The organism is Nocardiopsis nanhaiensis (assembly GCF_054778635.1).
In genome coordinates this window covers 24346-43161 of the sequence record NZ_BAAGZJ010000067.1, presented here as the reverse complement: position 1 = coordinate 43161, position 18816 = coordinate 24346, and the positions used below count along the sequence as shown (strand labels likewise).

Here is an 18816-nt window from a genome sequence, read left to right as displayed (position 1 = left end):
CCGCCTCCAGCTGCGCCAGACGCAGCAGTATCGAAAGCTGGGCCTGTTCCATGTCCTCGAACACCTGCGAGATCACGTCCAGGACCTGGCCAGCTGCTCCGGTCGGGGGCACCTCCGCCATCTCCGAGGCGATCTTTCCCCGGGCGGTGCGCGTGGCGGCCACGGCGGGGGTGTTTCCCGCCGCATTCCCGCACTGCCCGAAAGAAGAAGTCATACCCTAAGGATGCCAAGAAAGGCCCAGAAAGGACCTATCCTGGAGGTGATAACACCCTTACCAGGCCACCCCGACCCGCCTTTCCCATTCCCCGGAAAGAAGCCTTCCAGGAAAGGGACCCAGCCTCCCTTGGCCGCATTCCTGGGCAAAGCGGACAAATGTGTTCCAGTATGGGAATGATCTTGCTCCTGTCGCCGGTCTCGACGGCCGAGGGTGGAGCTAGGGGCAAGATCATCGGGGTTTTCGCCGCGAGCATTGACCAGCCGCGACACCCGCAACCGGTGGGCTCCGGTGGAGTGGCCCACCCGGCCGCAGGCCGCGCTGTTCGGGGTTTTCGCCGCGCACCTTGACCGGCCGCGACACCCGACCCGTCGACGCTCCGGCGCAGGGGCAGGCATCGGCCGCCAGGCCGAGGGGATTCCGTTTTTCGGGCGGAGCCCGAAATGGCATGGACCTCGACCACCCGTCCCCCTTTCCCGATAGCCGCCAACCCGCCGTCGTAGCGGAGCGGGTCAAGGTGGAGCGCCGTTGACGCGCGAAGCGCCCGACGGCGACGACCTTGACGCGCGCAGCGGAGACGGCCACAATCATGCGGCGGGAAAGGAGGGAACCCTAAGCCAACAGGGAAACCCCGACTGTCGCCACCCGAAAATCCCAGGCTGCGCCTGGGGTGCGGAAGTAACCCATGCCAAATAAATAGAATCCCTCAAGGTAGTATTTGGCATCCTTTGGTTCCTGTTGGAGCCTCAGTGCTTCCGTGCCTCAGTGCTTCCGTGCCTCAGCGCCTCCGTGCGTCAGTGCCTCCGTACCTCCGTGCCTCTGCTCCTTCGGGCTTCCGGGCTTCCGGGCCTTCGGCTTCTACTGACCCTCAGCGGCAGGATCTGTGATGGGTTCTGGCTCGCTGGCGATCCAGTGGTCGACGCCGGAGAGGAGCTCCTTCTTGAGGGAGTCCGGGGCTCCGGCACCTCGGATGGACATGCGGGCGAGGTCGGCGATCTCGTGGTCGGAGAAGTCGAACACCTCGCGGGTGATCTGGTACTGCTCCAGGAGCCTGGGACCGAACAGGAGCGGGTCGTCGGTGCCGAGGGCGATGGGAGCTCCCGCCGCGTAGAGCTTGCGGAGGGGTAGGTGGTCCAGTTCCTCGATGACGCCGAGGCCCACGTTGGAGGTCGGGCAGATCTCGAGGGTGACCTCCTGGGTGGCGATGCGCTCCAGGAGGTAGGGGTCCTCGACGGCGCGGACGCCGTGGCCGATCCGGTCGGCGTCGAGCTCGTCCAGGCACTCGCGGATGCTGCGGGGGCCGTTGAGCTCACCGCCGTGGGGCGCGGAGAGGAGACCGGCCCGCTTGGCGATGCGGAAGGCACCCTCGAACTCTCGGGCGCGGCCGCGGCGTTCGTCGTTGTTCAGGCCGAACGACACGACCCCCTTGCCGCTGTACTGGCGGGCCAGCCGGGCGAGCGCCTTGGCGTCGAGGGGGTGCTTGGTGCGGTTGGCGGCGACCATCAGGCCGATGTGGACGCCGGTGTCGCGCTCGGCGGCCTGGGCCGCGTCCAGGATGAGTTCGAGGGTCGCGGTGAGCCCGTCGAAGAGGGACGCGTAACCGCTCGGGTCCACCTGGATCTCCAGCCACCGGGAGCCCGCGGACCTCTCGTCTTCAGCGGCCTCGCGCAGGAGCCGGTGGATGTCCTCGGGCTTGCGGAGCACGGAGCGGGCGATGTCGTAGAGGCGCTGGAAGCGGAACCAACCCCGTTCGTCGGTGGCGCGGAGCTTGGGCGGCCACTCCTTGGCCAGGGCCTGGGGCAGGTGTACCCCCCGCTCCTCCGCCAACTCCACAAGGGTGTCGTGGCGCATCGAGCCGGTGAAGTGCAGATGCAGGTGTGCTTTGGGCAGCCGGTCCAATCGGCGAGCGGTGGTCGGTGTCTCCATGACGTAAGCCTGCCGCATGTGAGGCACCCAGCGGGCCATGATTGACCAACGCCACATTGACCAGCGTCACGGGTGGGGACACACGAACGCGCCCCGTGCTCGGCACGGGGCGCGTTCCGGCGTGGGAAGCTACTTGGCCTCGGCCAGGAGCCGTTGGACGCGGCCGACGCCCTCCGCCAGGTCTTCGTCGCTGAGCGCGTAGGACAGGCGCAGGTAACCGGGGGTACCGAAGGCCTCGCCCGGCACCACGGCGACCTCGGCCTCCTCGAGGATGATCTCGGCCAGCTCGGTGGAGCTCCGTGGCGTCTTACCGCGGATCTCCTTGCCGAGAACCCCCTTCACCGACGGGTAGGCGTAGAACGCACCCTCGGGCTCGGGGCAGACGACGCCGTCGATCTCGTTGAGCATCCGCACGATGGTCTGGCGGCGCCGGTCGAAGGACTTCTTCATCTCCTCGACCGCGGTGAGGTCGCCGGTGACTGCGGCCAGCGCGGCGGCCTGCGAGACGTTCGCGACGTTCGATGTGGCGTGCGACTGCAGGTTGCTCGCGGCCTTGACGATGTCCTTCGGGCCGATGATCCACCCCACACGCCAGCCGGTCATCGCGTACGTCTTGGCGACGCCGTTGACGATGACGGTGCGGTCGGCGATCTCGGGGACCTCGACGGGCAGCGAGGAGAACTCGGCGTCGCCGTAGACCAGGTGCTCGTAGATCTCGTCGGTGAGTACCCACAGGCCGTTCTCGTTCGCCCACTGACCGACCGCGCGGACCTGCTCGCGCGGGTAGACGGCGCCGGTCGGGTTCGAGGGGGAGACGAACACCAGGACCTTGGTGCGGTCGGTGCGAGCGGCCTCGAGCTGTTCGACACTGGCCATGTAGCCGGTGCTCTCGTCGGTGACGACGAAGACCGGGACACCGCCCGCGAGCTTGATGGACTCGGGGTAGGTGGTCCAGTACGGGGCGATCACGATGACCTCGTCGCCCGGGTCGAGCATGGCGGCGAAGGCCTCGTAGATGGCCTGCTTGCCGCCGTTGGTCACCAGGACCTGGGCGGGGTCGACCTCGTAGCCGGAGTCACGCTTGGTCTTCTCGGCGATGGCCTTCTTCAGCTCGGGAAGGCCACCGGCGGGGGTGTAGCGGTGGAAGCGGGGCTCGCGGGCAGCGGCCACGGCGGCGTCGACGATGTAGTCGGGGGTCGGGAAGTCCGGTTCTCCCGCGCCGAAACCGATGACGGCACGGCCCTCCGCCTTCATGGCCTTGGCCTTGGCGTCCACCGCGAGGGTGGCGGACTCGGAGATGGCGCTGATACGTGCAGAGACACGGGGTCGGTCAGTCATGTTGCCCATGTTGTCATGCCCTCGCGAGACGGTTTGGCCGGAGTGGTGGAGAGGGCATACACTCATCCGCGTCGGCCGGTCGTTACGGAGGCGTCACACCTTTTCGGGTGTGCGGTAGTACTCAGGACCGGCTATGGTGGGAACGCAGTTTCCGCTAAGGGCAGTGGCTCAATTGGCAGAGCACCGGTCTCCAAAACCGGCGGTTGGGGGTTCGAGTCCCTCCTGCCCTGCAAGTCCGCACGCGGGACCGGGGTGGCGATTTCTCGCCACCCCGCCGCGGGGGCGAGGAACTACGGGGAATTTGAAGCAGCCCGCGACCCTAAGGACCCCAGGTGACTCAGACTGACGCCGACGCCAAGCCCGAGAAGGAGCCCGCGCGTCGTACCGGTCCGGTGACGTTCACCAAGCAGGTCGTCGGCGAGCTGCGCAAGGTCCGCTGGCCCACGCGTAAGGAACTGGTCACCTACACCATCGTCGTCATGGTGTTCGTGGTGATGGTCCTCTCCTACGTCTCTCTTCTCGACTACGCTTTCGGTGAGGCTGTGACCTGGCTTTACAGCAACTTCGGCCGTCCTGAGGGCGTCGAAGCCGTCCCTGAGGGCATGCCTGAGGGCGTTCCCGAGGGCCCCTAAGCCCCCCATTCCGGGGCGCCTCTCGACGGTGGCCGTTTTCACGGCCTTGGCCCCGCTCGTCCGCGCGTTGGTCCCGTGTCGCCCGGAGAGACCGTAAGCTGGCACAACTGGGTTCGACGCACGGCCTGTTCGGTGTGCGTCGCACGCACTAGCGAATCCGACGAGAGAAAGAGCAGCCGTGTCCGAGTCCCCACTGACCTCTGACGACTTCCCCGAAGAGGAGCCGGATCAGTCGTCGGCGGAAGAGACCGGCCTGGCGGGCGAGCTGTCCGAGGAAGCGGTCGAGCAGGCCGACGCAGACAGCCCGGAGCCGGCCGAAGAGGCCGACGGGAGCACTGAAGGGGCCGATGAGGCCGAAGCGGAGCCCGAGCTGCCCCGTCTCGACCCCGTCGAGGAGTTCAAGAACGAGCTCGTCCTGCTGCCCGGCGACTGGTACGTCGTGCACACCTACGCGGGCTATGAGAAGCGGGTCAAGGCCAACGTCGAGAGCCGCACCCAGTCCCTCAACATGGAGGAGTTCATCTTCCAGGTCGAGGTTCCCGAGCACGAGGTCACCGAAGTCAAGAGCGGTAAGCGCCAGCAGGTCACCGAGAAGGTCCTGCCCGGTTACGTGCTCGTCCGCCTGGACCTGACGGACGAGTCCTGGTCGGCCATCCGGAACACCCCCGGTGTCACCGGCTTCGTGGGTCTGTCCAACAAGCCGGCTCCGCTGAGCCTCTCCGAGGTCGCCAAGCTGCTGGCGCCCGAGCCGGAGGAGGAGCCGGAGCAGGCCCAGCAGGCCGCGGCCACCGGTGGCAGTGCCGAGCCCCGTTCCGACGTCGCATACGAGGTCGGCGAGTCCGTCACGGTCATGGAGGGTCCGTTCGCGACCCTGCCGGCCACCGTCAGCGAGATCAACCCGGACACCCAGAAGCTCAAGGTGCTGGTGTCGATCTTCGGTCGTGAGACCCCGGTCGAGCTCTCGTTCAATCAGGTCTCCAAGATCTGATTCGCCCGGACCAGTTGTCCGGACGACGTAGACTTGGTAGGTCCGCCCGTTTCCGGGCGGACCTACTGTCGCGTGTACCACCTCGGTGGTGCGCGCCCCGGCCCGTCCGGTCCCGACGGGCCGTGACTCCGCGCTCCGCCGCGGAAAGCCTCCTTCGGCAGCGGTGCCGCCGTGCCCTCGTGGCAGGGGAGCACCGTCAGGGAGGCAGGGGCCGGCACACAACGCAGATCAGGCAAAGGACCCGATATGCCTCCGAAGAAGAAGCTTGCCGCACTCGTCAAGGTGCAGCTCCCCGCCGGTCAGGCGACCCCGGCGCCGCCCGTCGGTACCGCTCTCGGTCCGCACGGCGTCAACATCATGGACTTCTGCAAGCAGTACAACGCTGCTACTGAGGGCCAGCGCGGCAGCGTCATCCCCGTCGAGATCTCCATCTACGAGGACCGCTCCTTCAGCTTCATCACCAAGACGCCTCCGGCGCCGAAGCTGATCCTGAAGGCCGCGGGTATCGACAAGGCCGCCACGGACCCGGGCCGCAACACCGCCGGGAGCATCACCGCCGACCAGGTCCGTGAGATCGCGCAGACGAAGCTGCCCGACCTCAACACCGACGACATCGAAGCCGCGGAGAAGATCGTCACCGGTACCGCCCGCTCGATGGGCATCCAGGTCAAGTAGCTCTCCGCGCGGTCGCTCAGGCCGCGGAAGCTCGACGGCAAGAACCACAGTGGCAGGGCCAGGCGCTGGCCCGGAGACCACATGTTCCTGTAGGAGAACAGCGTGAAGCGCAGCAAGAACCACCGTCAGGCGAACAACCTGGTGGACCGTGACCGGCTCTACAGCCCCGCCGAGGCCGTGCAGCTGGCCAAGGACACCACCAAGGTCAAGTTCGACGCGACCGTCGAGGTCGCCCTGCGTCTGGGCGTCGACCCGCGCAAGGCCGACCAGATGGTCCGCGGCACCGTGAACCTGCCGAACGGCACCGGCAAGACCGCTCGGGTCCTGGTCTTCGCGACCGGTGAGCGTGCCGAGCAGGCTCGTGCCGCTGGCGCCGACATCATCGGCGACGACGAGATGGTCGAGAAGGTCCAGAACGGCTTCCTCGACTTCGACGCCGTCGTGGCCACCCCGGACCTCATGGGCAAGGTCGGCCGCCTCGGCCGCGTGCTCGGTCCGCGTGGCCTCATGCCCAACCCCAAGACGGGCACCGTCACCCCGGACGTGGCCAAGGCCGTGACCGACATCAAGGGCGGCAAGATCGAGTTCCGCGTGGACCGCCACGGGAACCTGCACTTCATCATCGGCAAGGTGTCGTTCGACAACGACAAGCTGGTGGAGAACTACCAGGCCGCGATCGACGAGGTGCAGCGCCTCAAGCCGTCCGCGGCCAAGGGCCGCTACGTCAAGAAGGCCGTGGTCACCACCACGATGGGCCCGAGCATCCCGCTCGAGGCCTAGTCTCTCTTGGCCTGAAGGCCTGAGCGAAACTGGCCTGACCGCCGCGGGCCCCGTCACCTCTGGGGGAGCGGGGCCCGTCGCGTGTCGCGGATCACCGGTCATGTGTGCCTCATGTGTTCGAGCACCTCCGGGAGTCCGCTATTGTTGGTAATTGCCGAAGACCGCTGGTCGTCACCCGATCGGGTGACCTAAGGACCCATCCACGATGGGCGCCCGCGCAGGTGTCACCAGAGCTTTCCCGTTCCCGGGTTCGTGCCAGTCGCGAGCTGAGAACGCGGACATGCCCCGTGCGCCTCGCGCCCGGGGCTTTTTCTCGTGCAGACGCCGATCGTGGGAGTCCTTGGGAATCGCCAGCGTTCACTGTTGGAAGGAGTCCCATGGCGAGGCCGGACAAGGCAGCCGCGGTCGCCGAACTCTCGAACGAGCTTCGTGAGTCGAACGGCGCCGTGCTGACCGAATACCGGGGGCTCAGTGTCGCGCAGATCTCTGAACTGCGTCACAGCCTCGGCCAGACTGCGCGTTTTCGCATCGTCAAGAACACGCTGACCAAGATCGCGGTCAAGGACGCCGGTGTCGACGAGCAGATCAGCGATCTGCTCGAGGGCCCGTCCGCCATCGCCTTCGTCCACGGGGACGTTGTCGAGGCCGCCAAGGGTCTGCGTGACTTCTCGAAGAAGAACTCGTCCCTGGTGATCAAGGGCGGCCTCATCGACGGCAAGTCGATGGCCGCCGAGGACATCAGCAAGCTGGCCGACCTGGAGTCCCGAGAGGTTCTCCTCTCGAAGCTGGCGGGTGCGCTCAAGGCCAAGCAGGGCCAGGCCGCCGCCGTCTTCCAGGCGCTGCCCTCCAAGACTGTGCGTCTCGCGCAGGCTCTGGCGGACAAGCGCAACGAGGAAGCCGCTTAAACCTTTTGAACCACGGCGGGTGCCTACAGCGCCCGGCCACTGGCTCGCACGATGCGCCGTCGGGCGCGCGTGTCGTTAGAGAAAGAGAGATCGCACCATGGCGAAGCTCAGCAACGAGGACCTGCTTGCCGCGTTCGAGGAGATGACCCTCCTTGAGCTGTCCGAGTTCGTGAAGCAGTTCGAGGACAAGTTCGACGTCACCGCCGCCGCGCCGGCCGCCGTCGCCGTCGCCGGCCCCGCCGCCGGTGGCGCCGCCGAGGAGGTCGAGGAGCAGAGCGAGTTCGACGTCGTCCTCGAGAGCGCTGGCGACAAGAAGATCCAGGTCATCAAGGAGGTCCGCGGCCTCACGAGCCTGGGTCTCAAGGAGGCCAAGGACCTCGTCGACAACGCCCCGAAGGCTCTGCTCGAGGGCGTCAGCAAGGACAACGCGGACAAGGCCAAGGAGGCCCTCGAGGGCGCCGGCGCCACCGTCACCCTCAAGTAGTCCTCCGCGGGCCTCAGATGTCCGCTGGTCTGCGTCAGGCGGCCGTTCCTCCTCCGGGAGGGGCGGCCGCTTTCTTGTGCCCTACGGTCCCGGACACGGGCCCCGTGTCCGGGACCGGCCGGGTTGCGGGGGTACCGGGGTGGTGCCGGAGCGGTGCCGAGGATTCGGTCGGTCGCGAACCCCGAGGTTCCGGACCGGATTCGATGCCCGAACGTCTCAGGGTGGTGCGGTCCTACGTCCCGTATGTCGTGAACAATGCCGTGTCTGACCTGCTGCGAGCTGGGTGATGTGCGAAGCTGAGGCGGTTCGAGGGCGCAACGCCGGGTCTCCCGTGTGCGAACTGTCCCTGGGACGCGATAATCTCCCGTCCCGGGAATCTTGACGGTGCCCGGATCGAGTGTTTACCCGCCTTGGGCGGGGGAACTTCTCCGGGTGTCCGTTGGCTCACATCCCCCGTGGGGCCAGGGCAGGCGCGCTGTTTCACCCTGATGGTCCAGGGCCTTCCCCCGGGGGGTGCGGGCTTGACGGATCGCCCTCGAGGGGTGATCCTGCCGGTGTCGTGAGTGGCGCTGTGGACCGTGAGTGGACAGCGGTGTGGTGTTCGGCTACACTGCTCTTTTGCGCTGCCCTTTGGTGATCCCTGTGCTGGTGTACGGCTTCCGCCATCCCAAATTCTGGATCCGGAAAGCCCGTTCCCGCTCGATGTGACCGTCTCAACCGCGTTGCGGCGGTCCTTCTCGTGACGGATCGTCTGGCGTGCGCGCTTCAACCGCCACAAGCCTTCGGAAGGACCCCTGTTGGCAGCCTCGCGCAACGCCTCCGCTAACGCCCTTGGTCCGCACCGCGTTTCTTTCGCCCGTATCCAGGAGCCCCTCGAGGTTCCCAACCTTCTGGCCCTGCAGACCGAGTCGTTCGACTGGCTGCTTGGCAACGACGCGTGGAAGACCCGGGTCGAGACGGCCCGCAATGCTGGCCGCAAGGACGTTCCGGAGCAGTCCGGTCTCGAAGAGATCTTCGAGGAGATCAGTCCGATCGAGGACTTCTCGGGCACGATGTCGCTGTCGTTCCGCGACCATCGGTTCGAGCCGCCCAAGTACTCCGAGGAGGAGTGCAAGGACAAGGACATGACCTACTCCGCCCCGATGTTCGTCACGGCGGAGTTCATCAACAACGACACCGGTGAGATCAAGAGCCAGACGGTGTTCATGGGCGACTTCCCGCTCATGACCGTCAAGGGCACCTTCATCATCAACGGCACCGAGCGCGTTGTCGTGTCCCAGTTGGTCCGGTCTCCGGGTGTGTACTTCGACAAGTCCGTCGACAAGACCTCGGACAAGGACCTGTTCGGCTGCAAGGTCATCCCGTCTCGCGGCGCCTGGCTGGAGTTCGAGGTCGACAAGCGCGACTTCGTCGGCGTCCGCATCGACCGCAAGCGCAAGCAGGGCGTCACGGTCCTGCTCAAGGCGCTGGGCTGGACCACCGACCAGATCCTGGAGCGCTTCGGCCAGTACGAGTCGATCCGCAACACCCTGGAGAAGGACCCCACCGCGGGTACCGACGACGCGCTGCTGGACATCTACCGCAAGCTGCGTCCGGGTGAGCCGCCCACGAAGGAGTCGGCCCAGGCGCTGCTGGAGAACCTCTACTTCAACCCCAAGCGCTACGACCTGGCCAAGGTCGGCCGGTACAAGATCAACAAGAAGCTTGGTCTGGACACCGACTACACCCAGGGCACCCAGACCGAAGAGGACATCGTCTCCACGATCGACTACCTCGTGCGCCTGCACGCGGGTGAGGTGGAGAAGGAGACCGACCTCGGTCCGCGCCCGATCGAGACCGACGACATCGACCACTTCGGCAACCGTCGTCTCCGTACCGTCGGCGAGCTCATCCAGAACCAGGTCCGCCTGGGGCTGGCCCGGATGGAGCGTGTCGTCCGCGAGCGGATGACCACCCAGGACGTCGAGGCCATCACGCCGCAGACCCTGATCAACATCCGTCCCGTCGTGGCCTCCATCAAGGAGTTCTTCGGGACCTCGCAGCTGTCCCAGTTCATGGACCAGACCAACCCGCTCGCGGGTCTGACCCACAAGCGTCGCCTCTCGGCGCTGGGTCCGGGCGGTCTGTCCCGCGAGCGCGCGGGTTTCGAGGTCCGAGACGTTCACCCGTCCCACTACGGCCGTATGTGCCCGATCGAGACGCCTGAGGGCCCGAACATCGGTCTGATCGGCTCGCTCGCCGCCTACGGTCGTGTGAACTCCTTCGGTTTCGTGGAGACCCCGTACCGCAAGGTGATCGACGGTCGCATCTCCGACGAGGTCTACTACCTGACCGCTGACGAAGAGGACCTCTACGTCATCGCTCAGGCCAACACGCCGATGAACCCGGACGGCACCTTCGCCGAGCGCGGCGTGCTCGTCCGCCGCAAGGGTGGCGAGTTCGAGCAGGTCAGCACCGACGAGGTCGACTACATGGACGTGTCGCCGCGCCAGATGGTGTCGGTCGCCACCGCCATGATCCCGTTCCTCGAGCACGACGACGCCAACCGCGCGCTCATGGGCTCCAACATGCAGCGCCAGGCCGTGCCGCTGCTCCGCGCCGAGTCGCCGTTCGTCGGCACCGGTATGGAGTACCGCGCCGCGACCGACGCCGGCGAGGTCATCGTCGCGGAGAAGGCGGGTGTCGTCGAGGACGTCACCGCCGACTTCGTCACCGTGATGGCCGACGACGGTTCGCGCAACACGTACCGCATGGGCAAGTTCCAGCGCTCCAACCAGGGCACCTGCTTCAACCAGCGCCCCATCGTGGCCGATGGCCAGCGCGTTGAGGCCAAGCAGGTCCTCGCCGACGGCCCGTCCACGGACCAGGGCGAGATGTCGCTGGGCAAGAACCTCCTCGTCGCGTACATGTCCTGGGAAGGGCACAACTACGAGGACGCGATCATCCTCTCCCAGCGTCTGGTGCAGGACGACGTCCTCTCCTCGATCCACATCGAGGAGCACGAGGTCGACGCCCGCGACACCAAGCTGGGCCCGGAAGAGATCACCCGTGAGATCCCCAACGTCAGCGACGAGGTCCTGGCCGACCTCGACGACCGGGGCATCATCCGCATCGGTGCCGAGGTCGTTGACGGCGACATCCTCGTCGGCAAGGTCACGCCCAAGGGCGAGACCGAGCTGACCCCGGAGGAGCGCCTGCTGCGCGCCATCTTCGGTGAGAAGGCCCGAGAGGTCCGTGACACCTCCCTGAAGGTGCCGCACGGCGAGACCGGCAAGGTCATCGGCGTGCGCGTGTTCAGCCGCGAGGACGGTGACGAGCTCGCCCCGGGCGTCAACGAGATGGTCCGCGTCTACGTCGCCCAGAAGCGCAAGATCACCGACGGTGACAAGCTCGCCGGCCGCCACGGCAACAAGGGTGTCATCGCGAAGATCCTGCCCCAGGAGGACATGCCCTTCCTGGAGGACGGCACCCCGGTCGACATCATCCTCAACCCGCTGGGCGTGCCCGGCCGAATGAACGTCGGCCAGGTACTGGAGGTCCACCTCGGGTGGCTGGCCAAGAACGGCTGGTTGGTCGAGGGCATGGAGGAGGCCTGGCAGGAGTCGCTGCACGAGATCGGGGCGGCCGAGGTCGAGCCGAACTCCCGTGTGGCCACGCCGGTCTTCGACGGCCTGCACGGCGACGAGCTCAGCGGCCTCATCAGGTCGGTCCGCCCGAACAAGGACGGCAACCGCCTCATCAACAACGACGGCAAGGCCCTCCTGTTCGACGGCCGCACCGGTGAGCCCTTCGCCGAGCCGATCTCCGTCGGCTACAAGTACATCCTGAAGCTCCACCACCTCGTGGACGACAAGATCCACGCCCGCTCCACCGGTCCGTACTCGATGATCACCCAGCAGCCGCTGGGCGGTAAGGCGCAGTTCGGCGGTCAGCGCTTCGGTGAGATGGAGGTCTGGGCGCTGGAGGCCTACGGCGCCGCCTACGCGCTCCAGGAGCTGCTCACCATCAAGTCCGACGACGTGGTGGGTCGCGTCAAGGTCTACGAGGCCATCGTCAAGGGCGAGAACATCCCCGAGCCGGGCATCCCTGAATCCTTCAAGGTGCTCATCAAGGAGATGCAGTCGCTCTGTCTGAACGTGGAGGTGCTGTCCAGTGACGGTATGTCCATCGAGATGCGGGACAGCGACGAGGACGTCTTCCGCGCGGCGGAAGAACTGGGAATCGACCTGGGTCGGCGGGAGCCGAGCAGTGTCGAAGAGGTCTAACTTCCGCATTCTTCGAGAGCAGGGGACGAATTAAGTGCTCGACGTCAACTTCTTCGACGAGCTGCGCATCGGTCTCGCCACGGCCGACGACATCCGCCAGTGGTCGCACGGCGAGGTCAAGAAGCCCGAAACCATCAACTACCGCACCCTCAAGCCCGAGAAGGACGGACTCTTCTGCGAGAAGATCTTCGGTCCGACCCGGGACTGGGAGTGCTACTGCGGTAAGTATAAGCGCGTCCGCTTCAAGGGCATCATCTGTGAGCGCTGCGGCGTCGAGGTGACCCGCGCCAAGGTGCGCCGTGAGCGGATGGGCCACATCGAGCTGGCCGCTCCCGTGACGCACATCTGGTACTTCAAGGGTGTGCCGTCCCGCCTGGGCTACCTGCTGGACCTGGCGCCGAAGGATCTCGAGAAGATCATCTACTTCGCCGCCTACATGGTCACGTGGGTGGACACCGATGCCCGCGAGCGCGACCTTCAGTCGCTCGAGGCCCGGATCTCAGTCGAGAAGCAGCACCTGGAGCAGCGCCGCGACTCGACCATCGAGGAGCGCCACCGCAAGCTCGAGGCCGACCTGGCCGAGCTCGAGGAGCAGGGCGCCAAGGGCGACGCTCGCCGCAAGGTGCGCGAGGGTGCTGAGCGCGAGATGCGCCAGCTGCGCGACCGCGCCCAGCGTGAGATCGACCGCCTCGACGAGGTCTGGAGCCGGTTCAAGAACCTCAAGGTCCAGGACCTCGAGGGCGACGAGATGCTCTACCGCGAGATGCGGGACCGTTTCGGGAAGTACTTCCGCGGAGGCATGGGCGCTCAGGCCATCCAGGACCGCCTGTCCAACTTCGAGCTGGACGCCGAGGCGGAGAAGCTCCGGGAGACCATCCGCACGGGCAAGGGCCAGAAGAAGGCCCGCGCCCTGAAGCGGCTCAAGGTCGTCTCGGCGTTCCTCAACACCACCAACAGCCCCATGGGCATGGTGCTGGACTGCATCCCGGTCATTCCGCCGGACCTGCGTCCGATGGTGCAGCTGGACGGTGGCCGCTTCGCGACCTCCGACCTCAACGACCTGTACCGCCGCGTCATCAACCGGAACAACCGCCTCAAGCGCCTGCTCGACCTCGGTGCCCCCGAGATCATCGTCAACAACGAGAAGCGGATGCTGCAGGAGGCCGTCGACGCGCTGTTCGACAACGGCCGCCGCGGCCGCCCGGTCACCGGTCCCGGTAACCGCCCGCTCAAGTCGCTGTCCGACATGCTCAAGGGCAAGCAGGGCCGTTTCCGTCAGAACCTGCTCGGTAAGCGCGTCGACTACTCCGGCCGTTCGGTCATCGTCGTCGGTCCGCAGCTGAAGCTGCACCAGTGCGGTCTGCCCAAGCAGATGGCCCTGGAGCTCTTCAAGCCGTTCGTGATGAAGCGCCTGGTCGACTTGAACCACGCGCAGAACATCAAGAGCGCCAAGCGCATGGTGGAGCGGTCCCGTCCGGTCGTGTGGGACGTCCTGGAAGAGGTCATCACCGAGCACCCGGTTCTGCTGAACCGTGCGCCGACGCTGCACCGCCTGGGCATCCAGGCCTTCGAGCCGCAGCTGGTCGAGGGCAAGGCCATCCAGATCCACCCGCTCGTGTGCACCGCGTTCAACGCGGACTTCGACGGTGACCAGATGGCCGTGCACCTGCCGCTGTCCGCCGAGGCCCAGGCCGAGGCGCGGCTGCTGATGCTGGCCACCAACAACATCCTCAAGCCGTCCGACGGCAAGCCCGTGACCATGCCCACCCAGGACATGATCATCGGTCTGTACTACCTGACGACGGAGAAGGCCGGAGCGATCGGCGAGGGCCGCGCGTTCCGCTCCCCGGCCGAGGCCATCATGGCCTACGACCTGGGAGACCTGGACCTGCAGGCCCGGATCCAGCTGCGTATCGCCGACGGTGCTCCAGCGCCGAAGGACTGGACGCCGCCGGAGGGCTGGGAGCAGGACGACGTCTACGTGCTGGAGACCACCCTGGGTCGGTACCTCTTCAACGAGGCCACCCCGGTCGACTACCCGTACGTCAACTTCCAGGTGGGCAAGAAGCAGATCTCGACGCTGGTCAACGACCTCGCCGAGAACTACGCCAAGGTCCAGGTCGCCACGACCCTGGACGCCCTGAAGGACGCCGGTTACCGCTGGGCCACCCGGTCCGGTCTGACCATCGGTATCGAGGACGTCGTCGCGCCACCGCGCAAGGCCGAGATCCTCGGCGGGTACGAGCGCAAGGCGGACAAGATCCAGCGCGAGTACGATCGCGGTCTGATCACCGACGACGAGCGCCGTCAGGAGCTCACCGAGGTCTGGACCCAGGCCACGGGCGAGGTCGCCCAGAACATGGAGGACAACTTCCCCGCCGACAACCCGGTGTGGATGATGGTCCAGTCCGGTGCGCGCGGTAACCCGATGCAGGTGCGTCAGATCGCGGGTATCCGTGGTCTGGTCTCCAACACCAAGGGTGAGACGATCCCGCGCCCGATCAAGTCCTCCTACCGCGAGGGCCTGTCCGTGCTGGAGTACTTCATCTCCACGCACGGTCAGCGCAAGGGTCTGGCCGACACCGCCCTGCGTACCGCTGACTCGGGCTACCTGACCCGTCGTCTGGTGGACGTCGCGCAGGACGTCATCGTCCGGGAGATCGACTGCGGCACCGACCGCTCGCTCTGGCACGAGATCGGTGAGAAGAACGCCGCGGGTGTCGTCGTGCGCAAGCACAACGTCGAGAACACCGGTTTCGGTCGGACCATCGCCGAGGACACGCTGGACTCGGACGGCAAGCTCATCCTGCCGGCGCTCAGCGACACCTCGGAGCAGAACATCGACAAGCTGGTCGCCCACGGGCTCACCCGCGTGCGTATCCGCTCGTCGCTGACCTGTGAGGCGAAGATCGGTGTCTGCACCACCTGCTACGGCCGCTCCATGGCGACCGGTAAGCCGGTGGATGTCGGTGAGGCGATCGGTATCATCGCGGCCCAGTCCATCGGTGAGCCCGGTACCCAGCTGACCATGCGTACGTTCCACATGGGTGGTTCGGCCGGTCAGGACATCACCCACGGTCTGCCCCGTGTCCAGGAGCTCTTCGAGGCCCGCATCCCCAAGGGTGTGGCTCCGATCTCCGAGATGGAGGGCCGGATCCGGGTAGACGACACGGAGAAGAGCCGCAAGATCGTCGTCATCCCGGACGACGGCACGGACGAGATCGGCTACCCGGTGCCGATGCGTGCGCAGCTCCTGGTGAGCGACGGCGACCACGTCAAGGTCGGCCAGCAGCTCATCCAGGGTGCGATCAACCCGCACGAGGTTCTGCGCATCCAGGGCCCGCGCGCGGTGCAGCAGCACCTCGTGTCGGAGGTCCAGGAGGTGTACAAGTCGCAGGGTGTGTCCATCCACGACAAGCACATCGAGATCATCGTCCGCCAGATGCTCAAGCGGGTGAACATCCTGGAGTCGGGTGACACCGAGCTGCTGCCCGGCGAAATGGTCGAGCGGCCCAAGTTCGAGCGGATCAACCGACGCGTCGTGTCCGAAGGCGGCCAGCCGGCCGCCGGACGTCCGGTGCTGCTGGGTATCACCAAGGCCTCGCTGGCCACGGAGTCCTGGCTGTCGGCGGCCTCCTTCCAGGAGACCACCCGGGTGCTCACCGAGAACGCGATCCACGGCAAGAGCGACCCGCTGCTCGGCCTGAAGGAGAACGTCATCATCGGTAAGCTCATCCCGGCCGGTACGGGTATTCCGCAGTACCGCAACGTCCGGGTGGAGCCGACCGAGGAGGCCAAGGCCTCGATGTACTCGGTCTCCGGTTACGAAGAGCCCAGCGAGTACACCTTCGGTCAGGGGTCCGGCGAAGCCGTCCCGCTGGAGGAGTACGATTTCGGGCCGTACAACCGGTAAGCGTCAACCTGTACGTTGGCTGATCTGACGGCGGCGGTCAGCCACCCCCACACCGGGGGTGGCCCCGCCGCCGTTTCGTCGTTGTCGGTTCGTACACTGCTGTGTGAACGGGGAGAGGGCGCTACGGCGCCGGCGGGAGAGCAGGCAAGTGACTGAAAACGGGGGCGGAGCGCCGGGCAACCGGAGGTCCGAGGAGGACGCGGATTCGTGGTTCAAGCCCAGTGAGAACCGTTTCCGCACGCAGTCGGAGTATCAGGACCCCATGGAACAGGGGGACGGCGAGGGCTCGGAGCAGGGCGGAGCACCGTCCGGTGACGCGGTCTTCCCCGACAGCGGGGGTTACTCGGGGCTGAGCGCCTCGCGGCCGGCCATGGTGGAGCCCTATCCGGAGGCGTTGGGCGGGCCGCCCACCACGCCTCCGGTGCCACCGAGTGAAACCCAGGCCCCGTTCGTCCCGGGTGCGATCTCGTACCCGGGCGCGGGTAGCGAGGCCTACAAGCCGGTGACGCGGGTCCCCGGGGAGCCGGACCCGCTGGGGTTCCCCGAACCGAAGGGCTTCTCCGTGCCGGAGGAGGTCTCCGCGTCTGAGGGCTTCTCCGCACCGGAGGGGGTCTCCGCGTCTGAGGGCTTCCCTGAACCGGTCCAGGCCGAGGAGCCCTCGGAACCGGTGGAGCCCGAGGGGTACGCCCCGACCGGCGGTTACCCGGGTATCGCTGCGAGCGCACGGGTTCCACTGCCTCCGGAGGAGCCGGAAAACGAGCAGTCGTGGGCCGACGCTGCCACCGACACCGTGGGATCGTGGGAACTACAGTCCGACTCGTGGGCACCTCGGCCCGGCCAGGAGCAGCCGCGCGAACGGCGGGACACGGGTGGCCTGGACAGCTGGTCGCCGGCGCCGGACGAAGGGGACGACTGGGAGAGCGGAGGCGCCTGGAAGGGTGCCGGAACCACGGAACCCTGGGCTGAATCGTCGGTCCCGCAATGGACCGAGCCGACCCATACCCCGACCTACGGCGGGGACCGCTACGACGATGAGCTTTCACCGCCGTCCTCCGCGGCCGTGCCCTCCGACGAGGGCGGGATCGGTAGCGGCAGCGGCAACACGTGGGCCTTCGACCGCAACGATCCGCGCCTGCCGGACGTCGTCCGCGACGCGGAGCGGCGCCGCAAGGAGTCGGCACCGGAGGTTCCCTCTTTCACCGACTGGGGTCCCGCGCCGGCCGAGGACACCGCTGAGCCCCCGGCGGAGACCGACGACGGCCCCGACACGGGTGAGCTGTCCGCCGCCGTGGCGACCTCCACCGACCCCTTGGCCGCCATCGCCGACATGCAGTCGCGCGCGAAGGCCAAGGAGGTTCGGGACACCGGTGACGAGCCCGTTCCCGAGCCCGCGTGGGGTGAGGAGCCGCCCCGGTGGGAGAAACCGTGGGACGAGGCGCCCGTTGCTGAGCCCGCGTGGGGTGAGCGCCCCTGGGGTGAGGCACCCGCCGCCGAGCCCGCGTGGGGTGAGGAGCCGCCCCGGTGGGAGAAACCGTGGGACGAGGCGCCCGTTGCTGAGCCCGCGTGGGGTGAGCGCCCCTGGGGTGAGGCACCCGCCGCCGCTGACGACTCATGGCAGCCCGAGCAGCAGGGAGACACCCGGATGTTCCCGGCACCGGCCCCCGAGGAGGATCCCCTCGCACCGCGCGAGGCCCGAGAGCCCGAGGGCTACGGGACCGTCGGCACGCCCTGGTCCGAAGAGCCGCAGCACGGGTGGGGCCAGGAGAGCGATCAGGCCTACGACGAGCTGGGCCGGGACGAACGTACCTACGATGAACTGGGTTGGGACGACCGTGGCCCGCACGACCGTGCCCACGACGAGTTGGGCTATGGCGTCCATGACCGGGGTGATCCCGGCTTCGGGAGGACGGCCTACGATGAGCCGTCCTACGGTCAGTCCTCCTATGGTGAACCGTCCTACGGTGGAGCAGCCCAGGGGCAGCAGCCTTACGGCGAACCGGCATACGACGAGCTCGGCGCACCCGCGGAGGGCCGGAGCAGCATCGCACCCGGTGTGCCTTCCGATCTCGGTTCGGTGCCGTCCTACGGAGTGAGGCAAGCGGAGCCCGCCTTCGAGCCCCAGCCGGACTGGGACGCTGCGGAGCCCGGGGAGCCCTCGTTCGAGGCGGAGGAGCAGGAGCCGGAGTACGACGACGGCTTCACCCCGGCCGACTACGGGATGACGGAACAGCCCCGGACCTCCAAGCGGCGCCGGGACCGGGCGGTCGAGGACTTCCCGGGTTTCGACGACAGCCCTCTGGGCGGGGACGTGGGCGACGCCTACCCCGGTTATGACAGCATCGACTACCTGGCGGACACCGAGCCCGGAGCCAATGTCACCCTGTGGCTGGGTGTGGCGTCGCTGATCCCGGGCGTCGGTGTGATCACGGCGCTCCTTGCGCTGTTCGTCACCGGCCCCAAGGCCAAGAAGGCGATCGGTGAGTCGCGGGGCACACTGGACGGCCTCGGCCTGATCACCACGGGCACCGTCTTCTCGGTCGTCGGCATCGTCGTGACCGTGATTTCGGTCGCGATTCTGCTCGCGCTGTAGCGTCTCGGCCGCTTCTGGGGGATAATCAGTCCTCTGGGAGCGGCCGTTTAGGCATTACCGGCCCCTCAACCGCCTCTCGGCGGAAAACTTGGGGCGAAACGAGTCC

12 protein-coding genes and 1 tRNA gene are annotated in these 18816 nt (G+C 67.1%); 10 read left to right on the top strand and 3 right to left on the bottom strand.

Annotated features, from left to right (window positions below; genetic code table 11):
* From ACYVD1_RS25795 to ACYVD1_RS25785, 3 genes are all read right to left on the bottom strand, one after another.
* Window positions 1–214, bottom strand: a 214-nt coding sequence (locus tag ACYVD1_RS25795) for a hypothetical protein (RefSeq protein ID WP_460777074.1), incomplete at its 3' end; no start/stop codon positions are given.
* Window positions 215–1072: 858 nt separating this feature from the next.
* Complete coding sequence (locus ACYVD1_RS25790; protein WP_460777073.1) at window positions 1073–2140, bottom strand: adenosine deaminase; 1068 nt, start codon at window positions 2138–2140, stop codon at window positions 1073–1075.
* Window positions 2141–2269: 129 nt separating this feature from the next.
* Complete coding sequence (locus ACYVD1_RS25785) at window positions 2270–3478, bottom strand: pyridoxal phosphate-dependent aminotransferase (protein ID WP_460777072.1); 1209 nt, start codon at window positions 3476–3478, stop codon at window positions 2270–2272.
* Window positions 3479–3635: 157 nt separating this feature from the next.
* Here ACYVD1_RS25785 and ACYVD1_RS25780 point away from each other — a divergent pair.
* The 10 genes from ACYVD1_RS25780 to ACYVD1_RS25735 all read left to right on the top strand — a co-directional run bounded on the left by ACYVD1_RS25780 (window position 3636) and on the right by ACYVD1_RS25735 (window position 18710).
* Window positions 3636–3708 (top strand) — tRNA-Trp (locus tag ACYVD1_RS25780).
* 102 nt (window positions 3709–3810) lie between these two features.
* Window positions 3811–4110 (top strand): preprotein translocase subunit SecE, encoded by a 300-nt coding sequence (secE, locus tag ACYVD1_RS25775; RefSeq protein ID WP_460777071.1) that lies wholly within the window; start codon window positions 3811–3813, stop codon window positions 4108–4110.
* 178 nt (window positions 4111–4288) lie between these two features.
* Window positions 4289–5098, top strand: coding sequence for a transcription termination/antitermination protein NusG (nusG, locus tag ACYVD1_RS25770; RefSeq protein WP_460777070.1), 810 nt, complete (start codon window positions 4289–4291; stop codon window positions 5096–5098).
* Between the two features lie 246 nt (window positions 5099–5344).
* Complete coding sequence (gene rplK, locus ACYVD1_RS25765; protein ID WP_460777069.1) at window positions 5345–5773, top strand: 50S ribosomal protein L11; 429 nt, start codon at window positions 5345–5347, stop codon at window positions 5771–5773.
* 102 nt (window positions 5774–5875) lie between these two features.
* Window positions 5876–6553, top strand: coding sequence for a 50S ribosomal protein L1 (gene rplA / locus ACYVD1_RS25760; RefSeq protein WP_460777068.1), 678 nt, complete (start codon window positions 5876–5878; stop codon window positions 6551–6553).
* Between the two features lie 377 nt (window positions 6554–6930).
* Entirely contained in the window at window positions 6931–7458 is a 528-nt protein-coding gene (gene rplJ / locus ACYVD1_RS25755; RefSeq protein WP_460763850.1) for a 50S ribosomal protein L10, read from the top strand.
* Between the two features lie 97 nt (window positions 7459–7555).
* Window positions 7556–7942 (top strand): 50S ribosomal protein L7/L12, encoded by a 387-nt coding sequence (gene rplL / locus ACYVD1_RS25750; protein WP_460777067.1) that lies wholly within the window; start codon window positions 7556–7558, stop codon window positions 7940–7942.
* A 797-nt stretch (window positions 7943–8739) separates the two neighbouring features.
* Complete coding sequence (gene rpoB, locus ACYVD1_RS25745) at window positions 8740–12207, top strand: DNA-directed RNA polymerase subunit beta (protein WP_460777066.1); 3468 nt, start codon at window positions 8740–8742, stop codon at window positions 12205–12207.
* Between the two features lie 34 nt (window positions 12208–12241).
* Window positions 12242–16120, top strand: coding sequence for a DNA-directed RNA polymerase subunit beta' (locus tag ACYVD1_RS25740; protein ID WP_460777065.1), 3879 nt, complete (start codon window positions 12242–12244; stop codon window positions 16118–16120).
* 262 nt (window positions 16121–16382) lie between these two features.
* Window positions 16383–18710, top strand: a complete 2328-nt coding sequence (locus ACYVD1_RS25735) for a hypothetical protein (protein WP_460777064.1) — start codon at window positions 16383–16385, stop codon at window positions 18708–18710.
* The last annotated feature ends 106 nt before the right edge of the window (window positions 18711–18816 follow it).

Bases quoted from the DNA above. Each gene is read 5' to 3' on its own strand.
- rplK (WP_460777069.1), top strand. From the start codon at position 5,345: ATGCCTCCGAAGAAGAAGCTTGCCGCACTCGTCAAGGTGCAGCTCCCC.
- rplL (WP_460777067.1), top strand. From the start codon at position 7,556: ATGGCGAAGCTCAGCAACGAGGACCTGCTTGCCGCGTTCGAGGAGATG.
- ACYVD1_RS25790 (WP_460777073.1), bottom strand. From the start codon at position 2,140: ATGGAGACACCGACCACCGCTCGCCGATTGGACCGGCTGCCCAAAGCA.
- ACYVD1_RS25785 (WP_460777072.1), bottom strand. From the start codon at position 3,478: ATGACTGACCGACCCCGTGTCTCTGCACGTATCAGCGCCATCTCCGAG.
- rplJ (WP_460763850.1), top strand. From the start codon at position 6,931: ATGGCGAGGCCGGACAAGGCAGCCGCGGTCGCCGAACTCTCGAACGAG.
- ACYVD1_RS25735 (WP_460777064.1), top strand. From the start codon at position 16,383: ATGGAACAGGGGGACGGCGAGGGCTCGGAGCAGGGCGGAGCACCGTCC.